17 protein-coding genes are annotated in these 22,362 nt (G+C 74.0%); 12 read left to right on the top strand and 5 right to left on the bottom strand.

The genetic code is table 11. The annotated features are described in order from the left end of the window. On the bottom strand, positions 1-1,269 hold the full coding sequence (locus ACS5RC_RS14465) for a ferredoxin:protochlorophyllide reductase (ATP-dependent) subunit N (protein WP_478344747.1): 1,269 nt from the start codon (positions 1,267-1,269) through the stop codon (positions 1-3). A gap of 20 nt (positions 1,270-1,289) precedes the next feature. Further along, positions 1,290-1,796: a 2-vinyl bacteriochlorophyllide hydratase gene (gene bchF / locus ACS5RC_RS14460; protein WP_478344569.1), complete on the bottom strand. Its 507-nt coding sequence runs from the start codon at positions 1,794-1,796 to the stop codon at positions 1,290-1,292. A 446-nt stretch (positions 1,797-2,242) separates the two neighbouring features. Between bchF and ACS5RC_RS14455 the strand changes: the two genes are divergently transcribed. From ACS5RC_RS14455 to ACS5RC_RS14400, 12 genes are all read left to right on the top strand, one after another. Continuing rightward, the gene (locus ACS5RC_RS14455) at positions 2,243-3,196 is read left to right on the top strand and encodes a cobalamin B12-binding domain-containing protein (RefSeq protein ID WP_478344568.1); all 954 of its coding nucleotides are present in this window, start codon (positions 2,243-2,245) and stop codon (positions 3,194-3,196) included. Positions 3,197-3,229: 33 nt separating this feature from the next. Further along, on the top strand, positions 3,230-4,660 hold the full coding sequence (gene ppsR, locus ACS5RC_RS14450) for a transcriptional regulator PpsR (protein ID WP_478344567.1): 1,431 nt from the start codon (positions 3,230-3,232) through the stop codon (positions 4,658-4,660). A 255-nt stretch (positions 4,661-4,915) separates the two neighbouring features. Then, positions 4,916-5,812 carry a chlorophyll synthase ChlG gene (chlG, locus tag ACS5RC_RS14445; RefSeq protein WP_478344566.1) on the top strand — a complete coding sequence of 299 codons (897 nt, stop codon included), beginning with the start codon at positions 4,916-4,918 and terminating at the stop codon, positions 5,810-5,812. Continuing rightward, the gene (locus ACS5RC_RS14440; protein WP_478344565.1) at positions 5,812-7,203 is read left to right on the top strand and encodes a BCD family MFS transporter; all 1,392 of its coding nucleotides are present in this window, start codon (positions 5,812-5,814) and stop codon (positions 7,201-7,203) included. The genes chlG and ACS5RC_RS14440 overlap by 1 nt, the downstream gene beginning before the upstream one ends. Further along, the gene (locus ACS5RC_RS14435) at positions 7,200-8,504 is read left to right on the top strand and encodes a geranylgeranyl diphosphate reductase (RefSeq protein ID WP_478344564.1); all 1,305 of its coding nucleotides are present in this window, start codon (positions 7,200-7,202) and stop codon (positions 8,502-8,504) included. Before ACS5RC_RS14440 ends, ACS5RC_RS14435 begins: the two co-directional genes overlap by 4 nt. Beyond that, positions 8,501-9,019: a TspO/MBR family protein gene (locus ACS5RC_RS14430; protein WP_478344563.1), complete on the top strand. Its 519-nt coding sequence runs from the start codon at positions 8,501-8,503 to the stop codon at positions 9,017-9,019. Before ACS5RC_RS14435 ends, ACS5RC_RS14430 begins: the two co-directional genes overlap by 4 nt. Position 9,020: 1 nt before the next feature. Then, the gene (locus ACS5RC_RS14425) at positions 9,021-9,473 is read left to right on the top strand and encodes a hypothetical protein (protein ID WP_478344562.1); all 453 of its coding nucleotides are present in this window, start codon (positions 9,021-9,023) and stop codon (positions 9,471-9,473) included. A 14-nt stretch (positions 9,474-9,487) separates the two neighbouring features. Next, positions 9,488-11,107 (top strand): cytochrome c, encoded by a 1,620-nt coding sequence (locus ACS5RC_RS14420; RefSeq protein ID WP_478344561.1) that lies wholly within the window; start codon positions 9,488-9,490, stop codon positions 11,105-11,107. A gap of 267 nt (positions 11,108-11,374) precedes the next feature. Further along, positions 11,375-14,896: a PAS domain-containing protein gene (locus ACS5RC_RS14415; protein ID WP_478344560.1), complete on the top strand. Its 3,522-nt coding sequence runs from the start codon at positions 11,375-11,377 to the stop codon at positions 14,894-14,896. Between the two features lie 124 nt (positions 14,897-15,020). Next, positions 15,021-16,811: a histidine kinase famiy protein gene (locus ACS5RC_RS14410; RefSeq protein ID WP_478344559.1), complete on the top strand. Its 1,791-nt coding sequence runs from the start codon at positions 15,021-15,023 to the stop codon at positions 16,809-16,811. Between the two features lie 161 nt (positions 16,812-16,972). Continuing rightward, a complete protein-coding gene (locus ACS5RC_RS14405; protein ID WP_478344558.1) occupies positions 16,973-17,995 on the top strand; it encodes a glycosyltransferase family protein in 1,023 nt (340 codons plus the stop codon). Next, entirely contained in the window at positions 17,992-18,933 is a 942-nt protein-coding gene (locus ACS5RC_RS14400; protein ID WP_478344557.1) for a glycosyltransferase family 2 protein, read from the top strand. Before ACS5RC_RS14405 ends, ACS5RC_RS14400 begins: the two co-directional genes overlap by 4 nt. 49 nt (positions 18,934-18,982) lie before the next feature. Here ACS5RC_RS14400 and ACS5RC_RS14395 read toward each other — a convergent pair whose 3' ends face one another. From ACS5RC_RS14395 to ACS5RC_RS14385, 3 genes are all read right to left on the bottom strand, one after another. Continuing rightward, positions 18,983-19,411 carry a PilZ domain-containing protein gene (locus tag ACS5RC_RS14395; protein WP_478344556.1) on the bottom strand — a complete coding sequence of 143 codons (429 nt, stop codon included), beginning with the start codon at positions 19,409-19,411 and terminating at the stop codon, positions 18,983-18,985. A 102-nt stretch (positions 19,412-19,513) separates the two neighbouring features. Next, the gene (locus tag ACS5RC_RS14390) at positions 19,514-19,744 is read right to left on the bottom strand and encodes a hypothetical protein (RefSeq protein ID WP_478344555.1); all 231 of its coding nucleotides are present in this window, start codon (positions 19,742-19,744) and stop codon (positions 19,514-19,516) included. A 299-nt stretch (positions 19,745-20,043) separates the two neighbouring features. Then, positions 20,044-22,104 carry an NAD(+) synthase gene (locus tag ACS5RC_RS14385; protein ID WP_478344554.1) on the bottom strand — a complete coding sequence of 687 codons (2,061 nt, stop codon included), beginning with the start codon at positions 22,102-22,104 and terminating at the stop codon, positions 20,044-20,046. Positions 22,105-22,362 lie beyond the last annotated feature (258 nt).

Here is a 22,362-nt window from a genome sequence, read left to right as displayed (position 1 = left end):
TCAGACCTCCAGCCGGACGCGGCGCAGCAGCGGCCGCGCGAACAGCTCGGCGAGGTCGCCCGCCTGCTCGTAGCCCTGGACCGGGGTGAACAGCAGCTCGATCGACCACTTGGTCGAGAGCCCCTCCGCCTCCAGCGGGTTGGCGAGGCCGAGGCCGCAGACCGTGAGGTCGGGCCGCGCCGCGCGGCAGCGGTCCATCTGGTCGTCGAGGCTCTGGCCTTCGGTCACCCGGGTGCCGGCGGGCAGCAGCGCCAGCTCCTCGGCGAGGTGGCCGCGATGCAGGTAGGGCGTGCCGACCTCGACGAGCGCCGCGCCGAGCTCGCGGGCGAGGAAGCGGGCGAGCGGCACCTCGAGCTGCGAATCGGGGAACAGGAAGATCCGCTTCCCCGCGAGCCTGTCGCGATGGGCGGCGAGCGCCTGGTTCGCGCGGCGCAGGCCCGGCGCGGTGACGGCCTCGAAGCGCGCGGGCGCGACGCCGAAGGCCTCGGCCGCGGCCCGGAGCCAGGCCGTGGTGCCCTCGGCGCCGAGCGGGAACGGGGCGGCCAGACGCCGGGCGCCGCGCTCCTCCAGCGCCCGAGCCGTGTCGGCGAGGAAGGGCTGGGCCAGCAGGTAGGGGGTGCCGCGCCCGACCGGCGGCATCTGCCCGGCGCGGCGGGCCGGCAGGAAGCGGACCGGGATGCCGAGTTCGGCGAAGAGCCGGGCGAACTGATCCTCGACCACGTCGGCGAGCGCGCCGACCACGAGCAGCTCGGCGCCCGGGTCGGCGGCCGGCGGCAGGCCCGGCACCAGGGCGGCGAGGCAGGCATCCTCCCCTTGCGTGAAGGTGGTCTCGATGCCGCTGCCCGAGTAGTTCAGCACCCGCACCCCGGCGAGCTTGGCCGAGAGCCGCATCGCCGCGCGGGAGAGGTCGAGCTTGATCACCTCGGACGGGCAGGAGCCCACGAGGAACAGCAGGCGGATGTCGGGGCGTCGCGCGACCAGCCGCTCGACGGCCTTGTCGAGTTCCTCGTTGGCGTCGGCGAGGCCCGCGAGGTCGCGCTCGTCGAGGATCGCGGTGGCGAAGCGCGGCTCGGCGAAGATCATCACGCCCGCGGCCGACTGGATCAGGTGCGCGCAGGTGCGCGAGCCGACCACGAGGAAGAACGCGTCCTGGATCTTGCGGTGGAGCCAGACGATGCCGGTGAGCCCGCAGAACACCGCGCGCTGCCCGGTCTCCTGGCGGATGTCGGCGCAGCCGCCGGGCGCGGCCACGGCGATGGCGGCCGGCACGGGAAGGTCGACGCGGGCGTTCACGAGGCGGCTCCGGCGAAGCCGGCCCGGTCGTCCCGGGCGCTCGCCTGCAGGCGCGCCGCGCGCAGCTTCAGCACGAACTGCCCGGCATTCACCGCGTAGGTGGCGTAGGCCGACAGCGCGAGGAGGAGGAGGGCGCGGGGCTCGAGGGCGCCGCTGGCGAGCGCTGCGAGGTAGGCGGTGTGCAGCGCCAGCACCAGCATGCTCACCACGTCCTCCCAGAAGAAGGCCGGGGCGAACAGGTAGCGCCCGAACACCGCCTTCTCCCAGATCGAGCCGGTGATCATGATGGCGTAGAGCAGCCCCGTCTTGATCACCACGGAGGCGTTGGCGGCGGCGAAGCCCTCGCCGGTGGCGAGGGTGCGCAGCACGAGGCCGAGGCTGATCAGGAAGGCGGCGAACTGCACCGGCGCGAGCACGCCCTGCACCAGGGTCCAGGGCGTGGCGTCGCGCCGGAGGCGCTCGGCCCGCGTGTAGAGCGGTGCTGTGGGTCGGCCTGAAGCCATCGCGTCCGCCCTCGTCCGCTTCTTGAGCCGGGCACCGCTGGGCGGAGCCCCGTCTGTCACGAAGCCTAGGCCGGCCCCCCGCCAAGTGTCAATCCAGCTTTACGTCAATGCCAACTGACAGTGTTCGTCGGAGGTGTCACGAATTTGTTTGGTCTCGACCATTGCCAAGCGCAGCCGGAGGTTTATCGTCACACCGTTTCGCGGATTCGAGCCGTGATCCGCGCCCGCAGCGTTCGGGCACGGACCGGACGATCCCACCACAGGGGCGCGGCCTCGGCCGCAGTCCCGGCGCCCCGTCCGCGGGCTTCAGAGACGCGCGTCCCCGGCGCGCGCCTCCAGAGAATCAGGCAGCAGGCCGGCACAGACCGGCGCTCGAACGATCCGAGGCCGACACGCGAGACGTCCCGCGCCAAGCGCCGAGCCGGTCGCGCACAGGGAGAGCGCCGATGGGTGACTGGAGGCACATCCGCAGACCCTCGAGCTGTGCGTTTCCGCCCGATTGCGCCCTGCTGGAAACCCCGGCCGAGTTCGGGGCCGCCGCACTCGCGGAACTCGGCGCGGGCCTCAGGCCGCGGGGCGGGGCGGGATCCAGCGGGAGCCCGCACCCCGCCTTCGACTGCCCCGAGGCGCTGGCGCGGATCGTCGAGGGCGAGATCCTGCCGCGGCTGATGCTCGCCCATTGCGCGGCGCTGGAGCGCGACCCGCCGCCGCCGACCCGGCTGCCCGTCCTGCGCCGGCCGGCCCCCGAGGAGATCGCCCGCTTCGCCGCGATGCTCCTCGCCCCCGCCCCCGCCGACGGCCGCGAGGATCTCCGCCCGCAGGTGCGCGCCCTGCTCGCCGACGGATTGCCGCTCGGGAGCCTGCTCGTCGACCTGCTCGCGCCCGCCGCCCGCCATCTCGGCACGCTCTGGGAGGAGGACGAGTGCGACTTCCTGGCGGTGACGCAGGGGCTCGGCCGGATCCAGATCATCGCCCGCATGCTCTGCGCGGAGCTCGAGGTCTCGGAATCCTGTTCCGGGCGCAGCGTCCTGCTCGTGCCCGGCCCCGGCGAGACCCATCTCTTCGGCCTCTCGGTGGTGGCGAGCTTCTTCCGCGAGGCGGGCTGGGACGTCGCCGCCCCGGGAATGGTCGTCGGGGCCGAGGCCGTCTCGGCCACATGGTTCGACGTGGTCGGCCTGTCTCTTGCGTGCGATGTGCACCTGCCGGAGCTCGCCGCGCTGATCGCCAGCCTGCGTCAAGCCTCTTACAACCAAGGATTGCGAATCCTCGTGGGGGGTGCCTTTTTCGCCCGCCACCCGGAACAGGCCGAGCGGGTCGGGGCCGATGCCTGCGTCCTCGACGGCCGCGCAGCCCCGGAAATCGCAGAGGGCTTGCTTGAATTGCGAGCCCGGGCCTGCTGAAAGGACCCCGCGACCTATCAGAAGTGGTGACCGTTGAACTCCCTTGCGCGCCCCGCCCCGCACGCGCCGCAACCGGCCCTGCCGTACGCGGCCAGCTTCCTCGACGGCGAGGCGGCCGGGCTCGTCATCGCCGCGGCGACCGACCTCTCCCTCGTGATCGACACGGACGGGGTGATCCGCGACGCGGCGAGCGGCAGCGGCGATCTCGATTCCGGCCGGCTGCAGGCCTGGCGCGGCCAGCCGGTGCTCGACACCGTGACGGTCGAGAGTCGGCCCAAGGTCCAGGCGCTTCTGCGCGAGGCCAAGGCCAGCGGCCTCACCCGCTGGCGGCAGGTCAACCATCCGAGCCCCGAGGGCGCCGACCTGCCGGTGCGCTACGCGGCGCTGCGGCCGAAGGCCGACGGGCCGGTCCTGCTGATCGGCCAGGACATGCGCGCGGTGGCCGCGCTCCAGCGCCGGCTGACCGAGGCGCAGCAGGCGCTCGAGCGCGATTACGACCGCCTGCGCGCCGCCGAGACCCGCTACCGCCTGCTGTTCCAGCTCTCGGGCGAGCCCGTCCTCATCGTGGATGCGGGCACCCGGCGGGTCAGCGAGATCAACCCGGCCGCCGTCCGCCTCCTCGGCCGCGCCCAGAAGCGGATCTCCGGCCAGGACGTGATCGACCTGTTCGAGCCCGGCAGCGCGCGCGATCTCGAGATTCTGTTCACCACGCTGCGGGTCACCGGCGAGGCGCCGGAGCTGGCCGCCCGATTGGCGCAGGGCCGCGGCGCCACCACCGTCTCGGCCTCCCTGTTCCGGGGCGAGACCGCCACCAGCGTGCTCCTGCGCCTGTCGGTCCCGGCGCCCGAGCGGGACGACGGGCCGCCCCTGGCCACCTACGCCCTCGACGTGGTCCGGGCGATGCCCGAGGGCTTCGTCGTCACCGATCTCGGGCGGCGGGTGCTCACCGCCAACACCGCCTTCCTCGAGCTGGCCCAGCTCGCCACCGAGGAGCAGGCCCGCGGGCAGGGGCTGGAGCGCTGGCTCGGCCACGACGCGACGGAGGCGCGGGCCCTGTTCGACACCCTGCAGGACCATCGCAGCGTGCGCCGCTTCGCCACCGTGCTGCGCGGCCAGTACGGCTCGGTCGAGGATGTCGAGGTCGCCGCCGTCGCGGTGCCCGGCCAGCCCTGCCTCGGCTTCTCGATCCGGGCCGGCGGGCGCCGCGCCGCGCCCTCCGCCGGTGCCGCCCTGCCCCGCTCGGTCGAGCAGATGACCGAGCTCGTCGGCCGGGTCTCGATGAAGACCCTGGTGCGCGAGACCACGGACCTGATCGAGAAGCTCTGCATCGAGGCGGCCCTGCGCATCACCCGCGACAATCGCGCCTCGGCCGCCGACATGCTCGGCCTCAGCCGCCAGGGCCTCTATGCCAAGATGCGCCGCTACGGGATCGGCGATCTCGACGGGGTCGTGGACGAGGTCTGATCCGGGCTCTGCCTGAGGAAAGCGGGGATTGTTCCGCCCGGCCGCCGCGCCGAAACGGTAGCCGGGCGCGGCCGTCGCCGAGGCCGCCGCGGACAGGTCTGCCCAAGATCTGAATTCGGAATACATCCGTATTGCTGTGCAGCGCAGTATTGGTGCGCCGCGGTCGGCGCGCGTCTTGCCGCGGACAGACCGATTCCGCGTCCCGCGTGTAAATTTGAGTTGACACTTCGGGCCGTCAAAACCTAGCCTCGGTGCATGGCAACGCCCGCACCGAGCGCAGTCGTCGAGCTCCTCAAGCCGATCACATGGTTCGCGCCGATGTGGGCTTTCGCCTGCGGCGTGGTCTCCTCCGGTCACCCGGCCTCCGGGCAGTGGCCGGTGATCGCCGCGGGCGTGCTGCTCGCCGGTCCCCTGGTCTGCGCCACCAGCCAGGCCGCCAACGACTGGTTCGACCGGCATGTCGATGCCATCAACGAGCCGGACCGGCCGATCCCCTCCGGCCGCATCCCGGGGCGCTGGGGCCTCTACCTCGCGGCGGGCTGGACCGCGCTCTCGCTCGCGGTCGCCGCGATGCTCGGGCCCTGGATCCTCGGCGCGGCGATCATCGGGCTGGTGCTGGCCTGGATCTACTCCGCCCCGCCCGTCCGGCTGAAGCGCAACGGCTGGTGGGGCAACGCGGCGGTGGGGCTCTGCTACGAGGGCCTGCCCTGGTTCACCGGCGCCGCCGTGATGGCGGCCGCCCTGCCCGACGCGCGGGTCCTCCTCCTCGCCCTGCTCTACTCGGTGGGTGCGCACGGGATCATGACGCTGAACGACTTCAAGTCGGTCGAGGGCGATCGCCGCATGGGCCTCGCCTCCCTGCCCGTCCAGCTCGGCCAGGAGGCCGCCGCCCGCCTCGCCTGCCTGGTGATGGCCGTGCCGCAGGTCGTGGTGATCGCCCTGCTCGCCGCCTGGGGCCGGCCCTGGCATGCCGGGATCGTCGCCCTGCTGCTCGCCGGCCAGTTCGCCCTGATGGCGCATTTCCTGAAGGATCCGCGGGCGCGGGCCGCCTGGTACAACGGCACCGGCACCACCCTCTACGTGATCGGCATGCTGGTCGCGGCCTTCGCCCTGCGCCCCCTCGTGGGCGCGCTCGTCGCGGGAGGCGCGTGATGGCGGCCCAGCCCGGATCCACCGGCTCCCGGTCCTCCGGATTCCGGTCTTCCGGATTCTGCTGGGCGCAGATCGCCCGCCTCGGCCTCGTCCAGACGGCGCTCGGCGCCGTCGTCGTGCTGATGACCTCGACGCTCAACCGCGTGATGGTGGTGGAACTCGCCCTGCCCGCCCTGGTGCCGGGGCTCCTCGTCGGGCTGCACTACGCCGTGCAGGTGCTGCGTCCGCGCTGGGGCTACGGCTCGGACCGGCACGGGCGGCGCACGCCCTGGATCGTCGGCGGCATGGCCGCGCTCTGCCTCGGCGGGGCCGGCGCGGCGCTGGGCACCGCCCTCGCCGAGACGCATCTCGTCGCGGGCCTCGCGCTGGCCGCCCTCGCCTTCCTGGCGGTGGGCATCGGGGTCGGCGCCGCCGGCACCTCGCTCCTCGTCCTGCTCGCGGGCGGGGTCGCCCCGGAGCGGCGCGGGGCCGCCGCCACCATCGTCTGGGTGATGATGATCGCGGGCTTCGCGATCACCGCGCCGCTGGCCGGCCATTTCCTCGATCCGTTCTCGGGCCCGCGCCTCGTCGCGGTCTCGGGCGTCGTCTCCCTCGCGGCCTTCGCGGTGGCCTGCCTCGCGGTGGCGGGGATCGAGGCCCCCGCCGGCGCGGCCGGAGAGGCCCCCCGGGAGCGCAAGGCGCCGTTCCGCGCGGTGCTGGCCGAGGTGCTGGCCGACCCGACCGCCCGGCGCTTCACCGTCTTCATCCTGGTCTCGATGCTGGCCTACAGCGCCCAGGAACTCATCCTCGAGCCCTATGCGGGCCTCGTCTTCGCCATGAGCCCGGGGGCGACCACGAAGCTCGCCGGGCTGCAGCACGGGGGCGTGCTCGCCGGGATGCTGGCGGTCGCCGGGATCACGGCGGGGATCGGCGGCCCGGTGCTCGGCTCCCTGCGCCTCTGGACGGTGGTGGGCTGCCTCGGCTCGGCGCTGGCGCTCGCGGCCATCGCGGCGGGCGGGCCGATGGGCCCCGACTTCCCCCTGCGCGCCGCGGTCTTCGCCCTCGGGGTCTCGAACGGGGTCTACGCGGTCTCGGCGATCGGCTCGATGATGGCGCTGGCGGGCGCGGGCGGCGCGGAGACGCGCGGCACCCGCATGGGCGTCTGGGGTGCGGCCCAGGGCGTCGCCTTCGGGGCGGGGGGCGTGCTCGGCACGCTCGCGGTCGACGCGGCGCGCCTGTTCACCCCCGACCCGCTCCATGCCTATGCGGCGGTGTTCGCCGCCGAGGCGGTCCTGTTCGTCGGCGCGGCGATCCTCGCCGCCCGCCTCTCGCCTGTCGCCGCCTCCGGCAACCCCCTGGTGCGGGCGGCGCGGTTCCATCTCAGCCCCGGACTCGAAGCGAGGTCGCCATGACCGGTCCCGCCGCCCCCGAGAGCCATCCGACCGCCGCGCGCGGTCCCGCCCCCGTCGACGACGCCGTCGCGGATGCGGAGTTCGACGTGGTGGTGGTGGGCGGCGGGCCGGCGGGCGCCACCGCGGCGACCGCCCTCGCCCGGGCCGGAACCCGCGTGCTGCTCCTCGACCGGGCCGGCCGGATCAAGCCCTGCGGCGGCGCGATCCCGCCCCGCCTGATCCGCGACTTCGCGGTCCCCGACCACCTCCTCGTCGCCCGCATCCGCGCGGCCCGGATGATCGCCCCGAGCGCGCGCGCCGTCGACATGCCGGTGGGCGAGGGCTTCGTCGGCATGGTCGACCGCGAGCATTTCGATCCCTGGCTGCGGGAGCGCGCGGGCCAGGCCGGCGCCGTGCGGCGCGACGGGCTGTTCACCCGCATCACCCGCGACGGCTCGGGCCTCGCCACCGTGCACTACGTCCCCAAGGGGGCGGCCAGAGAGGTGCCCGGGGAGACGGCGGAGGAGCCCGCGGAGGCGGGGCGCGCGGGCGAGGTCCGGGTGCGGGCCCGGCTGGTGATCGGCGCCGACGGGGCGAGCTCCGCGGTCGGCCGGGCCGAGATCCCGGGCCACGCCGCCATGCGGCAGGTCTTCGCCTACCACGAGATCGTGCGCCGCCCGGAGGCGAGCGCGGATTACGAGGCCACGCGCTGCGACGTCTACTATCAGGGGCGGCTCTCGCCCGATTTCTACGCCTGGGTCTTCCCGCACGGCGACACCGTGAGCATCGGCACCGGGAGCGCCCGCAAGGGCTTCTCCCTGCGCGGCGCGATCCGGACCCTGCGCGCCGATTCCGGCCTCGACCGGGCCGAGACCCTGCGGCGGGAGGGGGCGCCCCTGCCCCTCAAGCCCCTGAAGCGCTGGGACAACGGCCGCGACGTGCTGCTGACGGGCGACGCCGCCGGCCTCGTCGCCCCGGCCTCGGGCGAGGGCATCTACTACGCCATGCTCGGGGGCGAGCTCGCAGCCGAGGCGGCGCTGGCCTTCCTGGCGACCGGGCAGGCGAAGGCGCTCGCCCGGGCGCGGTCCCGCTTCATGCGGCTGCACGGGCGGGTGTTCTGGATCCTCCGGCTGATGCAGGGGGTCTGGTACCGCAACGACCCGCTGCGCGAGCGCTTCGTCGCGATCTGCCGCGACCGCGACGTGCAGCAGCTCACCTGGGACGCCTACATGAACAAGGAGCTGGTCCGGAAGAAGCCCGTCGCCCACGTGCGGATCTTCTTCAAGGACCTCGCGCACCTGTTCCGCTGGGTCTCGCCGTGAGCCCCGTCATCGCCCCGAGCCTCCTGCCAGCGGTGATCGCCGCGGGCGCGGCCGTCCTCGTGGCGGTGGCGGGCGGCCTCGCGACGCGCACCGACGGCTGGTACCGGCGCCTGCGCGTGCCGGCCTGGAAGCCGCCGGACTGGGCCTTCGGGCCGATCTGGGCCCTGATCTTCAGCCTCACCGCCGTCGCGGGGGTGCTCGCCTGGAGCGCCGATCCGAGCCCGGCCGCCCGCGCCATCCTGCTCTGGGCCTTCGCCCTCAACGCCGGGCTCAACATCGCCTGGAGCGTGATCTTCTTCCGGATGCGGCGGCCCGACTGGGCGCTCGCCGAGATCGTCCTGCTCTGGCTCTCCGTGGCGCTCCTCGTCGCCGTCCTCGCCCGGGTCTCCGCGACGGCCGCGCTCCTCACCCTGCCCTACCTCGCCTGGGTCGGCACCGCGGCGTTCCTGAACCTGCGCATCCTGCACCTGAACCCCGATCTCGCGCGCGGGCGCGCCGAGCCGGCGGAGCCGTGAGATGGCGGTGCCGCCCCTCGACGCCGTCTTCGCCCCGCTCTTCGCCTCGGGCCGCATCGTCGACGCCATCCTCGTCCTCATGGCGGCCGAGGCGGGCCTCGTGGCGACGCGCCGCCGCCGCGCCGGCCGCCCGGTCCTGGCGCCGCTCGCCAATCTCGGGGCGGGCGCCTGCCTGATGCTGGCCCTGCGCGCGGCCCTCGTCGCCGCGCCCTGGCCCTGGATCGCGGCGGCGCTCACGGGCTCGCTCGCTGCGCACCTCGCCGCCAACCGGGCCGCGGCACGGGCCGAGGCCCGCTCCGTCCCCGCCCGATCCCGCGGCTCCGCCCCCCCGCGCGCCGTTCCGCGGGCGGAGGCGCTTCGCCGCAGGGAACCCGTCGCAACAACCCGGGAATCGGCCGCGTTGCCCGCCCGCACGGAATCCGACACCGTCGTGCCGCTGCGTCCCCAACGTTGATGAGGAGAGGGTATATGGATCGCCTCGCTGCCTTCTCGCTCCTGGCGGGACTCGCGCTGGTGCCGCTGCCCGCTCTGGCCCAGGGCGCGGATCAGGATCCCGTGGCGCGCGGGCGCTACCTCGTCACCGCGGGCGATTGCGTGGCCTGCCACACCGCGCCCGGCGGCAAGCCCTACGCGGGCAACTACAAGCTCAACACGCCGATCGGTGCGATCTACACCCCGAACCTGACGCCGGATCCCGAGACCGGCATCGGCAAGTGGAGCTACGAGACCTTCGAGAAGGCGTTCCGGCACGGCATCGGCGACGAGGGCGAGTACCTCTACCCCGCCTTCCCGTTCGGCTGGTACACCAAGGTCTCGGACGAGGACACCAAGGCGATCTTCGCGTTCCTCAAGTCGCTGGAGCCGGTGAGCGAGAAGCGCAAGGACAACGAGATCCCGTTCCCGTTCAACGTCCGCACCGCGCTGATCACGTGGCGGACCGCCTTCTTCAGCGACGACCGCTTCAAGCCCGACCCGAACGCCAGCGCCGAGGTGAACCGCGGCGGCTACCTCGTCGAGGGGCTCGGCCATTGCGGCATGTGCCACAACGAGCGCAAGCTCGTGGGCAATTCGAGCCTCGCGGGCAAGTTCGGCGGCGGCGTCATCGACGGCTGGTACGCCCCCAACATCACGCCCGACGGGCACCAGGGCATCGGCGCCTGGAGCGACGCCGACGTGGTGACCTACCTCAAGACCGGCACGGCGCCGGGGGCGCGGCCGGGCGTCGCCGCCGGCCCGATGCGCCAGACCATCGAGGAATCGCTCTCCAAGATGACGGACGCCGACCTCAAGGCGATGGTCGCCTACCTGCGCACGATCCCCGCCAAGCAGACCTACAAGGAGAAGGACCTCCAGGCCTTCAACAAGCCGGGCGCGCCGGGCGCGGACACCTATCTCACCTACTGCTCCTCCTGCCACCAGCCGGACGGCAAGGGCATCGCCGGCGCGGTCCCGGCGCTCGCCGGCAACACCTCGGTCCAGTCCTACGGACCCGAGACGGTGCTGCGGGTGATCTACGGGGGGCTCGCCGCCCAGAGCGGCTACGCCCCGATGATCGCCATCGGCCAGGAGATGACCGACGTCGAGGTCCGCAACGTCACCGACTACATCCGCAACGCCTGGGGCAACAGCGCCCCGGCGATCAGCTCCGACAGCGCCGCCTCGGACGCCCGCAAGGCGACCCAGACCATGCTGGCGGGCAACGCGCCCTGCGCCGAGGTCGCGCAGGATTCGGTGCTCAAGACCTTCGAGACCGTCGGCGTCGCCGACCAGCTCAAGGGCCTGCGCCAGGAGCAGTTCGTCCCCGTGCTCGCCAAGCTGGTGCCGCAGGTGAAGGCCGCCCAGGGCGGCAAGCCCGTCGAGACCGGCGGCCAGGACACCGACGACGCCCTCGTCAACGGCCTGACCACGGTCTTCTGCCAGGTGGCCAAGGAGCCCTACCTCAAGGACCAGCAGGCCGGTTCCACGGACGCGGCCCGGCCCTGGTCGGCGGTGATCGGCAACTTCTCCAACGTCGCCTACAGCCAGGCGAAGAACCCGGAGAAGCGGGCGAGCGCCGACGGGCCCGCGGCGGCGCCGGCCCGGAACTGAGACGCACGCGAGGGGCGACGCGCCCGGGCTCCTGTCCCGGGCGCGAATCCACTTTGCCGCGCCGGGATTTCGAGGTTGTGACCCGCGCGCGTCTGGCCTCGCCAATACGGCTCCGCTAAGCTCGGCTACATTCTGCATCCCGAGGTTGCACCGATTGCCTTGCGCTTCCGCTGACGGAGCGGACAGCCCCGCGCCGGGGGCCCCGCCCGGTCTCGACGGACCTGCCCTCTGGCCCACGGGCCGGCCACGACCGGGATCGGGCGCGCGGTGAACGTCGCCCTGCCCTCGACCATGCCGCTCTTCCGCAACGCCGCCGGCGAGCCGAGCCCGCTGATGCGTGCGGCCGAGTGGGCGGGCTCGCCGATCGGGCCGCCGCAGACGTGGACGCCGGCGCTGCGCACGGCCGTGCAGATCCTCCTCTGCGCCGAGGCCGAGGTGGTGCTGTTCTGGGGGCCCGAATTCACCGCGCTCTACAACGAGGCCTACGCGCCCACCATCGGCGACAAGCATCCCCGCGCCTTCGGCCGCCCGGGCCGCGAGAACTGGCGCGAGCTCTGGGACGATCTCGAGCCGCTGCTGCGGCGCGTGCGCGAGACCGGCCGCTCCGTCGTCGCCAAGGACCGCCGCTTCGACATCGACCGGCACGGCTACCCGGAAGAGGTCTATTTCGACATCTCCTACTCCGCGGTGCCGGACGACGACGGCGCGGTCGGGGGCGTCCTCTGCATCGTCGCCGAGACGACGCGGCGGGTCTTCGCCGAGCGGCGCCAAGCCTTCCTGCTCGATCTGGAGCAGCGCCTGCGCGGCATCGACGACCCCTCCACGCTGGTCGCCGTCGCCGAGGCCGAGCTCGGGCGCCATCTCGGGGTGGAGGACGTCCGCTACGGTCCGGTCGACCCCGACCTCGCCGCAGCCCTCGACACCCTGCTGGAGCCCGGGCCGCAGGGCGGGCGCGGCCTCGCGCTGCACGACATCGCCCGCGCTCCGGGAGACGTTCGCCTGCGCGCGGCCTTTCCGGCGGCCGGCGCCCTCCTCGGCTCCGTGGCGCCCGCCGGCGCTCCCCTGGGCGCCAAAACTCCGGCCGGCGCCAAGGCGCCGACCGGCTCCACCGTCCTGCTCCTCGCGGCTGCCCCGGCGCCGCGCCGCTGGCGCCCGGACGAGGTCGCCCTCGCGGTGGCCGTCGCCGAGCGCCTGCACGCGCTGCTCGCCCGGGCCCGAACGGCCGCGGCGCTCCGCGCCGCCGAGATCCGCAAATCGGCCCTCGTCGAACTCGACGACCGCCTGCGCGAGGCCGAGCATCCGGGGGCGGCGATGCAGGTCGGGGCGCGCATCCTCGGCCGGACCCTCGGCGGCGCGCGCGCCGGCTACGCGGTCGTCGAGGACGGGTTCTACGTGATCGAGCGCGATTGGACGGACGGGCGGGTGCCGAGCGTCGTCGGGCGCTTCGCGGTCGCGGATTTCGGCCGTCCCTACGCCGAGCGCCTGCGGCTCGGCGAGACCGTGGCCATCCCCGATCTCGCCACCGACCCGCTGACCGCGGACGCGGCCGGGCGCTACGCCGCCTACGGAGCGGTGTCGCAACTCTCGGTGCCCCTCGTCGTCGGCGGCACCCTCTCGGCCCTGATCTACGTCCACGACCGCGCGGTGCGGGACTGGCCCCCCGAGGATCGCGACTTCGCCCGCGAGGTCGGCAACCGCACCTGGGAGGCGGTGGCGCGGGGCCGCGCCGAGGCGGAGCTGCGGGCGGGCGAGGCCCGGCTGCGCCTGGCCCTGGAAGCCGGCCGGCTCGGGCGCTGGGATTTCGACCCGGTCGCCGGTCGCCTGGAGGCGTCGGCGGCCTGCCGCGCGAATTTCGGGCGCGGGCCGGACGATCCCTTCGGCTACGACGACCTCGTGGCCGCGATCCATCCCGACGACCGGGATCGGGAGGCGGAGGCGGTGCGTCGGTCGATCGCCACGGGCGCCGATCTCGACGTCGAGTATCGGGTGATCTGGCCGGACGGTTCGGTGCACTGGGTGCAGGTGCGCGGGCAGCTCGCGGCGATCACCGACGGCGGTCCCGTGGTGATGTACGGCGTCTCCCAGGACGTGACCGAGCGGCGCGAGACCGAGGAGCGCGTGCGCGCGAGCGAGCAGCGCCTGCAGCTCGCCAAGGACGCGGCGGATGTCGGCATCTGGGATTACGACGTCGCGGCCGGGACCATGCGCTGGTCCGAGCGCGCCTTCCGGCTCTGGGCGCGCACCCCGCCGACGGAGGGCGGCGGCACCCTGCCGATCGGCGAGATGCTGGCCGCGATCCATCCCGAGGATCGCGGCCGGGTGGATGCCGAGATCCAGCGCACCCTGCGCGAGGGCGTGCCCTTCCGCAGCGAGTTCCGGGTGGTGCCCGAGGACGGCGCCGTGCGCTGGCTCGCCGCGCTCGGGCGCTGGATCGAGGGCAGCGAGCCCGGATCGCCCGGCACCATGACGGGAGTCAATCTCGACGTCACCGCCCGCCACCGCGTCGAGGAGGAGCTGCGCCGCCTGAACGAGACCCTGGAGGAGCGCGTCGAGGCACGCACCTGCGAGCTGGTCGAGGCCCAGGCGGCGCTCGCCCAGGCCCAGAAGATGGAGGCGGTGGGCCAGCTCACCGGCGGCATCGCGCACGATTTCAACAACCTGCTCACCGTCGTCACCGGCAACATGGACATGGCCCGGCGCAGCGTCGCGGCCGGGGACGAGGCGCGCACCCACCGCCTCATCGCCAACGCCCTGAAGGGGGCCGAGCGCGCCGCCGTGCTCACCCATCGCCTGCTCGCCTTCGCCCGGCGCCAGCAGCTCGCCCCCGACACCCTGGTGGCCAACGCCCTCGTCGGCGGCATGACCGAGCTCCTGAGCCGGACGCTGGGCGAACTCGTCGCCCTGGAGACGGACCTGTCGGCCGACCTCTGGCCCGCCCGGGTCGATCCCCACCAGCTCGAGAACGCCCTGCTCAACCTCGCCGTCAACGCCCGCGACGCCATGCTGGAGGGCGAGGGGCTCGCGGGCGGCGGGCGCCTCGTCATCGCCACCCGCAACCGCGTCCTCGGAGCCGCCGAGGCGGTCGTCGCCGACCTCGCGCCCGGCCGCTACGTCGAGATCGCCGTGCAGGATACGGGCGCGGGCATGTCCGAGGCGGTGCGCGCCCGGGTGTTCGAGCCGTTCTTCACCACCAAGGAGCAGGGCAAGGGCACCGGGCTCGGGCTCGCGATGGTGTTCGGCTTCATGAAGCAATCGGGCGGCAGCGTTCTGGTCGACAGCACGCCCGGGAGCGGCACCACCGTGCGGCTGCTGCTGCCGGCCTGCGAGGCCGATGCGCCCGAGGCGATCGCCGCCCCGGCCGCCCCGGAGCCGGGCCCGCGCCCGGTCGACGGCGCGACGGTGCTGCTGGTCGAGGATCAGGCCGAGGTCGGCGACGTGGCCGAATCGGTGCTGAGCGATGCCGGCTACCGCGTCCTGCGGGCGGCCGACGGGGCCCAGGCGCAGGCCGTGCTGGCGCGGGCCGAGACCGGCATCGACCTGCTGTTCACCGACGTGGTGATGCCCGGCGGCCTGAACGGGCTGGATCTCGCCCGCGCGGCCCGCACGCTCCGGCCGGGCCTCGCGGTGCTCCTCACCACCGGCTACGCCCACGCCGCGCTGCACCTGCGCGGCGACGGATCGAGCCCCGGCGAATTTCCGATCCTCGACAAGCCCTATCGCCGGGCCGACCTGCTGGCGAAGGTCAATGAGGCGCTGGGTGTCGGCCGGCGCGAGGCCGCGCGCCGGTGAGCCGGAGGCGCGATCCCGGTCCCCCCGCGTGCCGGCGCAACGGCCGTCGAGGCAACGTCCGGGTCCGGGCGGTGTTGTGGAGGGACGTGCGCGGCCTGCAACGCCGACGGACCGGGGGATGCGGATGACGGACGACGACACGGGGCGCCAGCCCCATCGCGGCGCGGATGCGGGCAAGCCCGCCGCCGTCGACGTGCGTGCGGGCAGCCGCGGCCGGCCCGCGGCCGGCCAGGTCGAGGGCATCTCGTTCTCGCCCACCGGCGGGCCGGGCGTCATGCATTGGCGCGAGGGCACGATCTCGCGCCCCGGCCTCGACGACCGCAGCGACGTGTTCTTCGCCGCGATCGAGATGACGCGGATGCCGATGATCCTCACGGATCCGAACATCCCCGACAACCCGATCGCCTTCGCCAACCGCGCCTTCCTCGACCTTACCGGCTACGAGGAGGACGAGATCCTCGGGCGCAACTGCCGCTTCCTGCAGGGCGCGCAGACCAGCCGCGAGACCGTGCGGGAGCTGCGCGAGGCGGTGCAGGAGCAGCGCGCGATCGCCACCGAGATCCTGAACTACAAGCGCGACGGCACCCCGTTCTGGAACGGCGTCTTCATCGGCCCGGTCTACGACACCGACGGGCGGCTGCTGTACTTCTTCGCGAGCCAGCTCGACATCACCCGGCGGCGCACCTCCGAGCAGGCCTTCCGGCACGCCCAGAAGATGGAGGCGATCGGCCAGCTCACGGCGGGCCTCGCGCACGACTTCAACAACATGCTGCAGATCGTCGAGGGCACGATCGAGGTGCTGGGCGACGAGTCCCTGAGCGAGCGCCAGAGGCGGGCGCTGGACACCGCGCGCCGCTCCGTCGACCGCGGCTCGAAGCTGACGCGCCAGCTCCTCGCCTTCGCCCGCAAGACGCGGCTCGAGCCCAAGCCCACCAACCTCAACGCCATCTTCATCGAGATGGAGGACATGCTCGAGACGACGCTCGGCTCGCAGATCGAGATGCGCCTCGACCTGAAGCAGCGCCTGCCGCCCTGCCTCGTCGATCCCGACCATCTCGAGATGGCCCTCCTCAACGTGCTGATCAACGCCCGCGACGCGATGCCGAGCGGCGGCACCGTCACCGCCGCCACCTCGCTCCTGCGCCTCCAGGACGGCGAGGCGGAGGACCAGCCGCTGCCCCCTGGCGACTACGTGGTGCTCGCCATCCGCGATGAGGGCGAGGGCATGCCCGCCAACGTGGTCGAGCGCGCCACCGAGCCGTTCTTCACCACCAAGGACGTCGGCAAGGGCACCGGGCTCGGCCTCGCCATGGTGCACGGCTTCGTGCAGCAGTCGCGCGGGCGCCTGGAGATCGACAGCGTCCCGGGCCGCGGCACCACGATCCGGATGATCTTCCCCACCGCCGCCCACGCCGCCCAGATGACGGAGCCGCGCCACGGCGAGCGTGCCTCCCCGGTCCGGGAGGATCCGCGCGGCGCCGAGACGATCCTGGTGGTCGAGGACAGCGAGGACGTGCTCGATCTCGCCTGCGGCCATCTCGGCCGCCTCGGCTACACGGTGCTCTCGGCCCGCAGCGGCGAGGAGGCCCTGCGGGTGTACGACCAGGCGGAGGGCCGGGTCGACTTCCTGTTCACCGACCTCGTCATGCCGGGCGGCATCAACGGCCTCGTCCTGGCCGAGCGCCTGCGCGGCCTGAGCCCCGGCCTGCCGGTTCTGCTGACCACGGGCTACAACGAGGAACTGGTGGCCGAGGGGCCGCGGGCGACCGACATGGACGTGCTCGGCAAGCCCTACCGCCGCTCGGAACTGGCCGACCGGGTCCGCGCCTCGTTCAACGCCGCCGCGGCCCGGCGCTCGGCCCCTCCCCGCAAGGGGCGCCGCGTCCCCTCGCCGCACGGGACCGTGGAGGAGTGAGCCGCGATCCGGACGCGCCGTTCGGGACGGCGGGTCGTCGGCGTCGCGCGGGCGCCGCGCCGGCCCGGCCCATGCGCCGATTGACGGGGGCGGGCGCGGGGGCGTAGCCCGGGGCCGCCCCGCCCGCGCGGGCGCCCGGCCGACGCCGCCCCACGGACCCGATGGACCCGAGAGCCGCCGCAAACGCCCCCGACCGCGGCGAGCCCCCCATCGCCATCGGCGTCACCCTCTACCGGCCGAGCGCGGAGCAGGTCGCCGGTCTGCTGCGCCTCGCCGCGCGGGAGGCCGGGCCCGTCATCGCCTTCGAGAACGGCGGCCTGCCCGCGGGGGCGGCCGAGGCCCTCGCGGCGGCCGGCATCCGGTTCCTGTCGGCCGGCCGCAACCTCGGCATCGCGGCCGCCCTCAACGCTATCGCGGCGGAGGCCGCCGGGCTGGGCCTGGAGCGCCTCCTGCTCCTCGACCAGGATGCCGGCTCCTCGCTCGGCCTCGTCCCGGCCCTTTCCGCGGCGATGACCGCCCTGGCCGAGGCGCCCCGCCCCGCCGCGGTGGTGGGCCCGCGCCCGGCCACGGACGATCCCGCCCACAAGGCGCCGGCCTACCCGGCCTGGCCGGGGGTCGCGCGGCGCGGCTCGCGCGTGCCGGTGGCGTTCCTGGCCACCACCGGATCCCTGATCGACCTCTCGGCCTTCGCCCGGATCGGGCCGTTCCGAGCCGATTACTTCATCGACGCGGTCGATCTCGAATGGTGCTTCCGCGCCTGGGCCGCGGGCTACGGCTGCTGGATGGAGGAGGACGCCGTGATCGCCCATCACGTCGGCGGCGGGGTGATCCGCGCGCCCCTGCTCGGCATCGCCATGCCGCGCCAGCCGCTCTTTCGCATGGCGACCTACCTGCGCAATTCCGCCTACGGGCTGCGCCTGCCGCATGTGCCCCTGCGCTGGAAGCTGCGCCAGCTCGCCTACCTGCCGGTCCAGGCCGGGCTGTACTGGGCGGATGCGGGCTTCCGCCCTGCCGTGCTGCGGCGCCTGCTCGGGGCGGTGCGCGACGGGCTGTCCGGCCGCCTCGGGCCGCCGGGCGACCTGCCCGACGCGTCGCCGGACGGCTTCCTCGACGCTCACCCGCGGGGCGCGTCCGACGCTCCGCCGCGGGGCTCGTCCGACGCTCCGCCGCGGGGCTTGCCGTGAGCCTGCCCGCCCTCGACGTGGTGATCGTAAACTGGAACGGGGGCGACCTCGTGCGCGCCTGCGTGCGGAGCCTCGCGGCGGCGGGGCAGGCCCTGGGGCAGACCCTCGACCTGCGGGTCGTGGTGGTCGACAACGCCTCGCGGGACGGCTCCGCGGACGGATTGCCGGACGGCGCCGCGCTGATCCGCGCCGGGCGAAATCTCGGCTTCGGCCGGGCCTGCAACCTCGGCGCCGCGCGGGGAACCGCCGAGGCGATCCTGTTCCTCAACCCCGATGCCCGCGTCGACGCGGCCGCCCTCGCGACGGCGCACGCCGCCTTGCTCGCCGATCCGGGGATCGGGATCGTCGGTGCCCGTCAGGTCGGTGCGGACGGCACGGTCGAGCGCAGCTGCGCCCGGGCGCCCACCGCCGCGAGCCTCCTCGGGCAGGCCCTGCGCCTCGACCGGCTCGGCCTCGTGCCGGGGCATTTCCTGACCGGGTGGGACCATCTGGAGGACCGCGACGTCGATCAGGTGATGGGCGCCTTCCTGATGATCCGCCGTCCGCTCTTCGCGCGCCTCGGCGGCTTCGACCCGCGCTTCTTCGTCTATTACGAGGATGTGGACCTCTGCGTGCGCGCCCGCGCGGCGGGCTTCCGGGTCCGGCACGTGGCCGGGGCGGTGATTCGGCACGAGGGCCAGGGGACGACCCGCGCCGCCAAGGCGCACCGCCTGCTCTGCTTCCTGCGCGCCCAGGTCCAGTATGCGGGCAAGCACCACGGGCGGGTTGTCGCGCTGGCGCTGCTCGCCGCCGCCTTCCTGGCCCAGATCCCGATGCGGCTCGCCCAGGCGGCGCTGCGCCGCTCGGGGGCCGAGATCGCCGAGGTGCTGCGCGGGGCCGCCCTTCTCGCGCGGGCCGCACCCGCGCTGGCCCGGGATCTCCTGCGCGGCCGGTCCTGAGGCCGTCCGCTGGCCGGCCCCGAGGCCGCCGGTCCTCGCCGCGCTCCGCTCAGGCCGTGCCGGCCTCCGTGCCCGGCTGGACCATGTCCGCGAGCAGGCGGCGCAGCGTCGCGTTCTCCGCCTCGAGCTCGCTCACCCGGCGCAGCAGCAGCGTCATCGAGCCGTCGACCGGGGGCTCGGCCGGCACGGGCGCCGCCGCGGGAGCGGGCGCCGGCACGCGCACCGGATCGTCGGCGAAGGTCACGCCGACGCCGTCTTCGCGGCGCCAGCGCAGGGTCGCCCGGTAGGTGCGCTCCTTCTGCGGGATGTGCAGGTCGAAGATCTCCGGCAGGGTCGCCGTCTCGCTGAGCGCGAGGCGGGCGCCGGCGGCCGAGAAATCCCGTACCAGGCAATCCATCGTCGAGGCGCCGTTGTTGAATCGGATCCGCCCCTTCAGGAAAACCCGCTGCCGCACCTCGTTGCGATGCTCCATCGACATCGTGCCAAACTCCGGATCGTTTCGCCGATCCTGGCACAGCAGCCCTTAAGGAACATTTCTCGTGATCGCGCAGGCATCTTGGATATCCGGCCGCCGCGCTCGTCAGGCCGTGTAGCGCCGGTCCACGGTCTGGAACAGGTAGAAGCCGTTGAAGCGCACGGAGGCGTCGGCGGCGCGCCCGTCGAAGTCCAGGGGCAGGCCGTCCCCGTTCCCGAGCTTGCCCTCGAAGGTCCAGCGCCCGCCCCCCAGGAAGGCCGGCACCGTGCAGACCTCGGGCACCGCGCAGCAGAGCCCCTCGACGCTCCGCAGGCGGAACAGGTTGTAGCTTCGCATCGGAACTCCTCCGCGTGGCTGCCCCTCTGCCGATTCGCCTCTGCGTTGTGCGCCGCGAAGAATCAGCTTGACCGTGTGTATAATCACACAATCGGTCCGGTTTGTGTCGGGGGTTTTGCGCGTCGGTTTCGCGCCTGCGGATCCGGCATGGCGCCCCCGCTCCCGGCGCCGGGAGGTTCGGGTCGGCGGGCCGAGGCCTCGCCCGCGTGGGTTCTCGCTTGCTCGGGTTCTCGCTTGCCCGGTTCTCGCCCGCGCGGGCTCGCGCCCCACCGCCGCGAGGCCGCGTTGCCGGGCCCGGCTCAGGCCTGCGGAACGTTGCGCTCCAGCTCGTCGAGCCAGATTCGGGCGGAGCCGTCGGAGGGCGCGCGCCAGTCGCCGCGGGGCGACAGGGCGCCGCCGGCCGCGACCTTCGGGCCGTTCGGCAGGGCCGAGCGCTTGAACTGGCTGAAGCCGAAGAAGCGCGCCAGGAAGACGTGGAGCCAGCGCCGGATCTCGGGCAGGCCGTAGGCGACGCGCTTGGCCTCGGGGAAGTCCGGCGGCCAGACCCCGCGCTCCGCCTCGCCCCAGGCGTGGAGGGCGAGGAAGGCGATCTTCGAGGGCCGGAAGCCGTAGCGCAGGGTGTAGAACAGGGTGAAGTCCTGCAGGGCGTAGGGACCGATCGTGGCCTCCGTGCTCTGCGGGCTGTCGTCGGCGTCCATCGGCACGAGCTCGGGCGAGATCTCGGTGTCGAGCACCGCCTGGAGCGTGCGCGATTCCTCCGCCCCCACCTGCCCGGAGGCGATCACCCAGCGGATCAGGTGCTGGATCAGGGTCTTGGGCACGCCCGCGTTGACCGCGTAATGGCTCATCTGGTCGCCGACGCCGTAGGTGCACCAGCCGAGCGCCAGCTCCGAGAGGTCGCCCGTGCCCACCACGATGCCGCCGTGCCGGTTGGCGAGGCGGAACAGGTAGTCGGTGCGCAGGCCCGCCTGCACGTTCTCGAAGGTGGTGTCGTAGACCGCCTCGCCCCGCGCGTAGGGGTGGTCCATGTCGGCGAGCATCTGGCGGGCGCTCGGGCGGATGTCGATCTCGGCGGCGGTGCAGCCCATCGCCCGCATCAGCGCGTGGGCGTTGGCCTTGGTGCCCGCCGAGGTGGCGAAGCCCGGCAGCGTGTAGGCGAGGATGTCGGAGCGCGGCAGCCCGAGCCGGTCGAAGGCCTTGGCGATGACGATCAGGGCGTGGGTCGAATCGAGCCCGCCCGAGACCCCGATCACCGCCTTGCGGGTGCCGGTGGCCGCGAGGCGCTGGGCGAGCCCCGCCACCTGGATGTTGTAGGCCTCGTAGCAATCCTTCTCGAGGCGGGCGGGCTCGGCCGGCACGAAGGGGAAGCGCTCGACCCGGCGCATCAGGCCGAGATCGCCCGCCGGCGGGTCGAGCCGGAAGCCGATCCGGCGATAGGGCGCGCCGCCGGCGGCGACGGCGTTGTCGTCGAGGCTGCCGGCCTGGCGCCGGTCCTGGGCGAGGAGGTCGAGATCGATGTCGGCCAGCGTCGCCACGGGGCCGGTCGCGAAGCGCTCGCCCTCGGCCAGCCGCACGCCGGCCTCGTCGATCGAGGTCTGGCCGTCCCAGGACAGGTCGGTGGTGGATTCGCCCGTCCCCGCCGCGGCGTAGACGTAGGCGCAGGAGGCCCGCATCGAGGCCGACCGCGTCAGGAGCGCGCGCGCGTCCGCCCGCCCCACGGTGATCGGGCTGCCCGAGGGGTTGGCGAGAACGCTGGCGCCCGCGAGGGCGGCGCGCATGCCGGGGGATTCCGGCACCCAGAGATCCTCGCAGATCTCGATGCCGAGGGTGAAGCCGGGCAGGTCCTCGGCCGTGAACAGCAGGTCGGTGCCGAACGGAGCCGCGTGGCCGCCGACCCGCACGGTCTCGCCGGAGAGCCCGATGCCGGAGGCGAAATGGCGCTTCTCGTAGAATTCCCGGTAGTTCGGCAGGTAGCTCTTGGGCACCGCCCCGAGGAGCCGGCCGCCCTGGATCGCCAGCGCCGCGTTGTAGATCCGGTTGCGCCAGCGCAGGGGCGCGCCGACGACGAGGAGGGGACGCAGGGCCGCGGATGCCGCGATCACCCGGGCGGCGGCTTCCTCCACGGCGTCGAGCAGCGTCTCCTGCAGCAGCAGGTCCTCGATGGCGTAGGCCGAGAGGCAGAGCTCGGGGAAGACCGCCAGCACCGCCCCGGCCGCGTGGCAGTCGCGCGCCAGGGCCAGCACGGCCTCGGCGTTGCGCTCCGGATCGGCCGGGTGGCTGTGCCCGGTGCAGGCGGCCACGCGGGCGAAGCCATGGCGGTAGAGCGAGCGGAACTCGGGAGCGGAAGCGGGCTGCGTCACGGTGGGCCGACCTCGCGTGGGGTAGGAGCGGGCATGCGGGTATGCGCTGGCGGATCCTCTATAGCGCGCCGCCGCCGAAATGGGCGCCGCCGGCACACGGGGACAAGAGCGCGAGCGCCGCGTCCGTTGCAGCGCGGGCGGCGCGGACCGCTCCGGCCCGGATGCGGGCGGGGCAGGGGGCCAGGGACCGGAGCGGAAGGACAGGAGCGGACGGGACCGCGGCCGAGAGGCCGGCTCAAGCCTCTGTTAACGACGACG

Source organism: Methylobacterium sp. HJ2 (genome assembly GCF_056431005.1).
The sequence above is the reverse complement of the archived record's forward strand: the minus strand, read 5'-3'. Positions and strand labels throughout refer to the sequence as shown.

What these genes read in the sequence shown, in the direction of transcription:
- bchF (WP_478344569.1), bottom strand. Translation starts at nt 1,796, where the DNA reads ATGGCTTCAGGCCGACCCACAGCACCGCTCTACACGCGGGCCGAGCGC.
- ACS5RC_RS14455 (WP_478344568.1), top strand. Translation starts at nt 2,243, where the DNA reads ATGGGTGACTGGAGGCACATCCGCAGACCCTCGAGCTGTGCGTTTCCG.
- chlG (WP_478344566.1), top strand. Translation starts at nt 4,916, where the DNA reads ATGGCAACGCCCGCACCGAGCGCAGTCGTCGAGCTCCTCAAGCCGATC.
- ACS5RC_RS14440 (WP_478344565.1), top strand. Translation starts at nt 5,812, where the DNA reads ATGGCGGCCCAGCCCGGATCCACCGGCTCCCGGTCCTCCGGATTCCGG.
- ACS5RC_RS14435 (WP_478344564.1), top strand. Translation starts at nt 7,200, where the DNA reads ATGACCGGTCCCGCCGCCCCCGAGAGCCATCCGACCGCCGCGCGCGGT.
- ACS5RC_RS14425 (WP_478344562.1), top strand. Translation starts at nt 9,021, where the DNA reads ATGGCGGTGCCGCCCCTCGACGCCGTCTTCGCCCCGCTCTTCGCCTCG.
- ACS5RC_RS14420 (WP_478344561.1), top strand. Translation starts at nt 9,488, where the DNA reads ATGGATCGCCTCGCTGCCTTCTCGCTCCTGGCGGGACTCGCGCTGGTG.
- ACS5RC_RS14410 (WP_478344559.1), top strand. Translation starts at nt 15,021, where the DNA reads ATGACGGACGACGACACGGGGCGCCAGCCCCATCGCGGCGCGGATGCG.
- ACS5RC_RS14405 (WP_478344558.1), top strand. Translation starts at nt 16,973, where the DNA reads ATGGACCCGAGAGCCGCCGCAAACGCCCCCGACCGCGGCGAGCCCCCC.
- ACS5RC_RS14395 (WP_478344556.1), bottom strand. Translation starts at nt 19,411, where the DNA reads ATGTCGATGGAGCATCGCAACGAGGTGCGGCAGCGGGTTTTCCTGAAG.
- ACS5RC_RS14390 (WP_478344555.1), bottom strand. Translation starts at nt 19,744, where the DNA reads ATGCGAAGCTACAACCTGTTCCGCCTGCGGAGCGTCGAGGGGCTCTGC.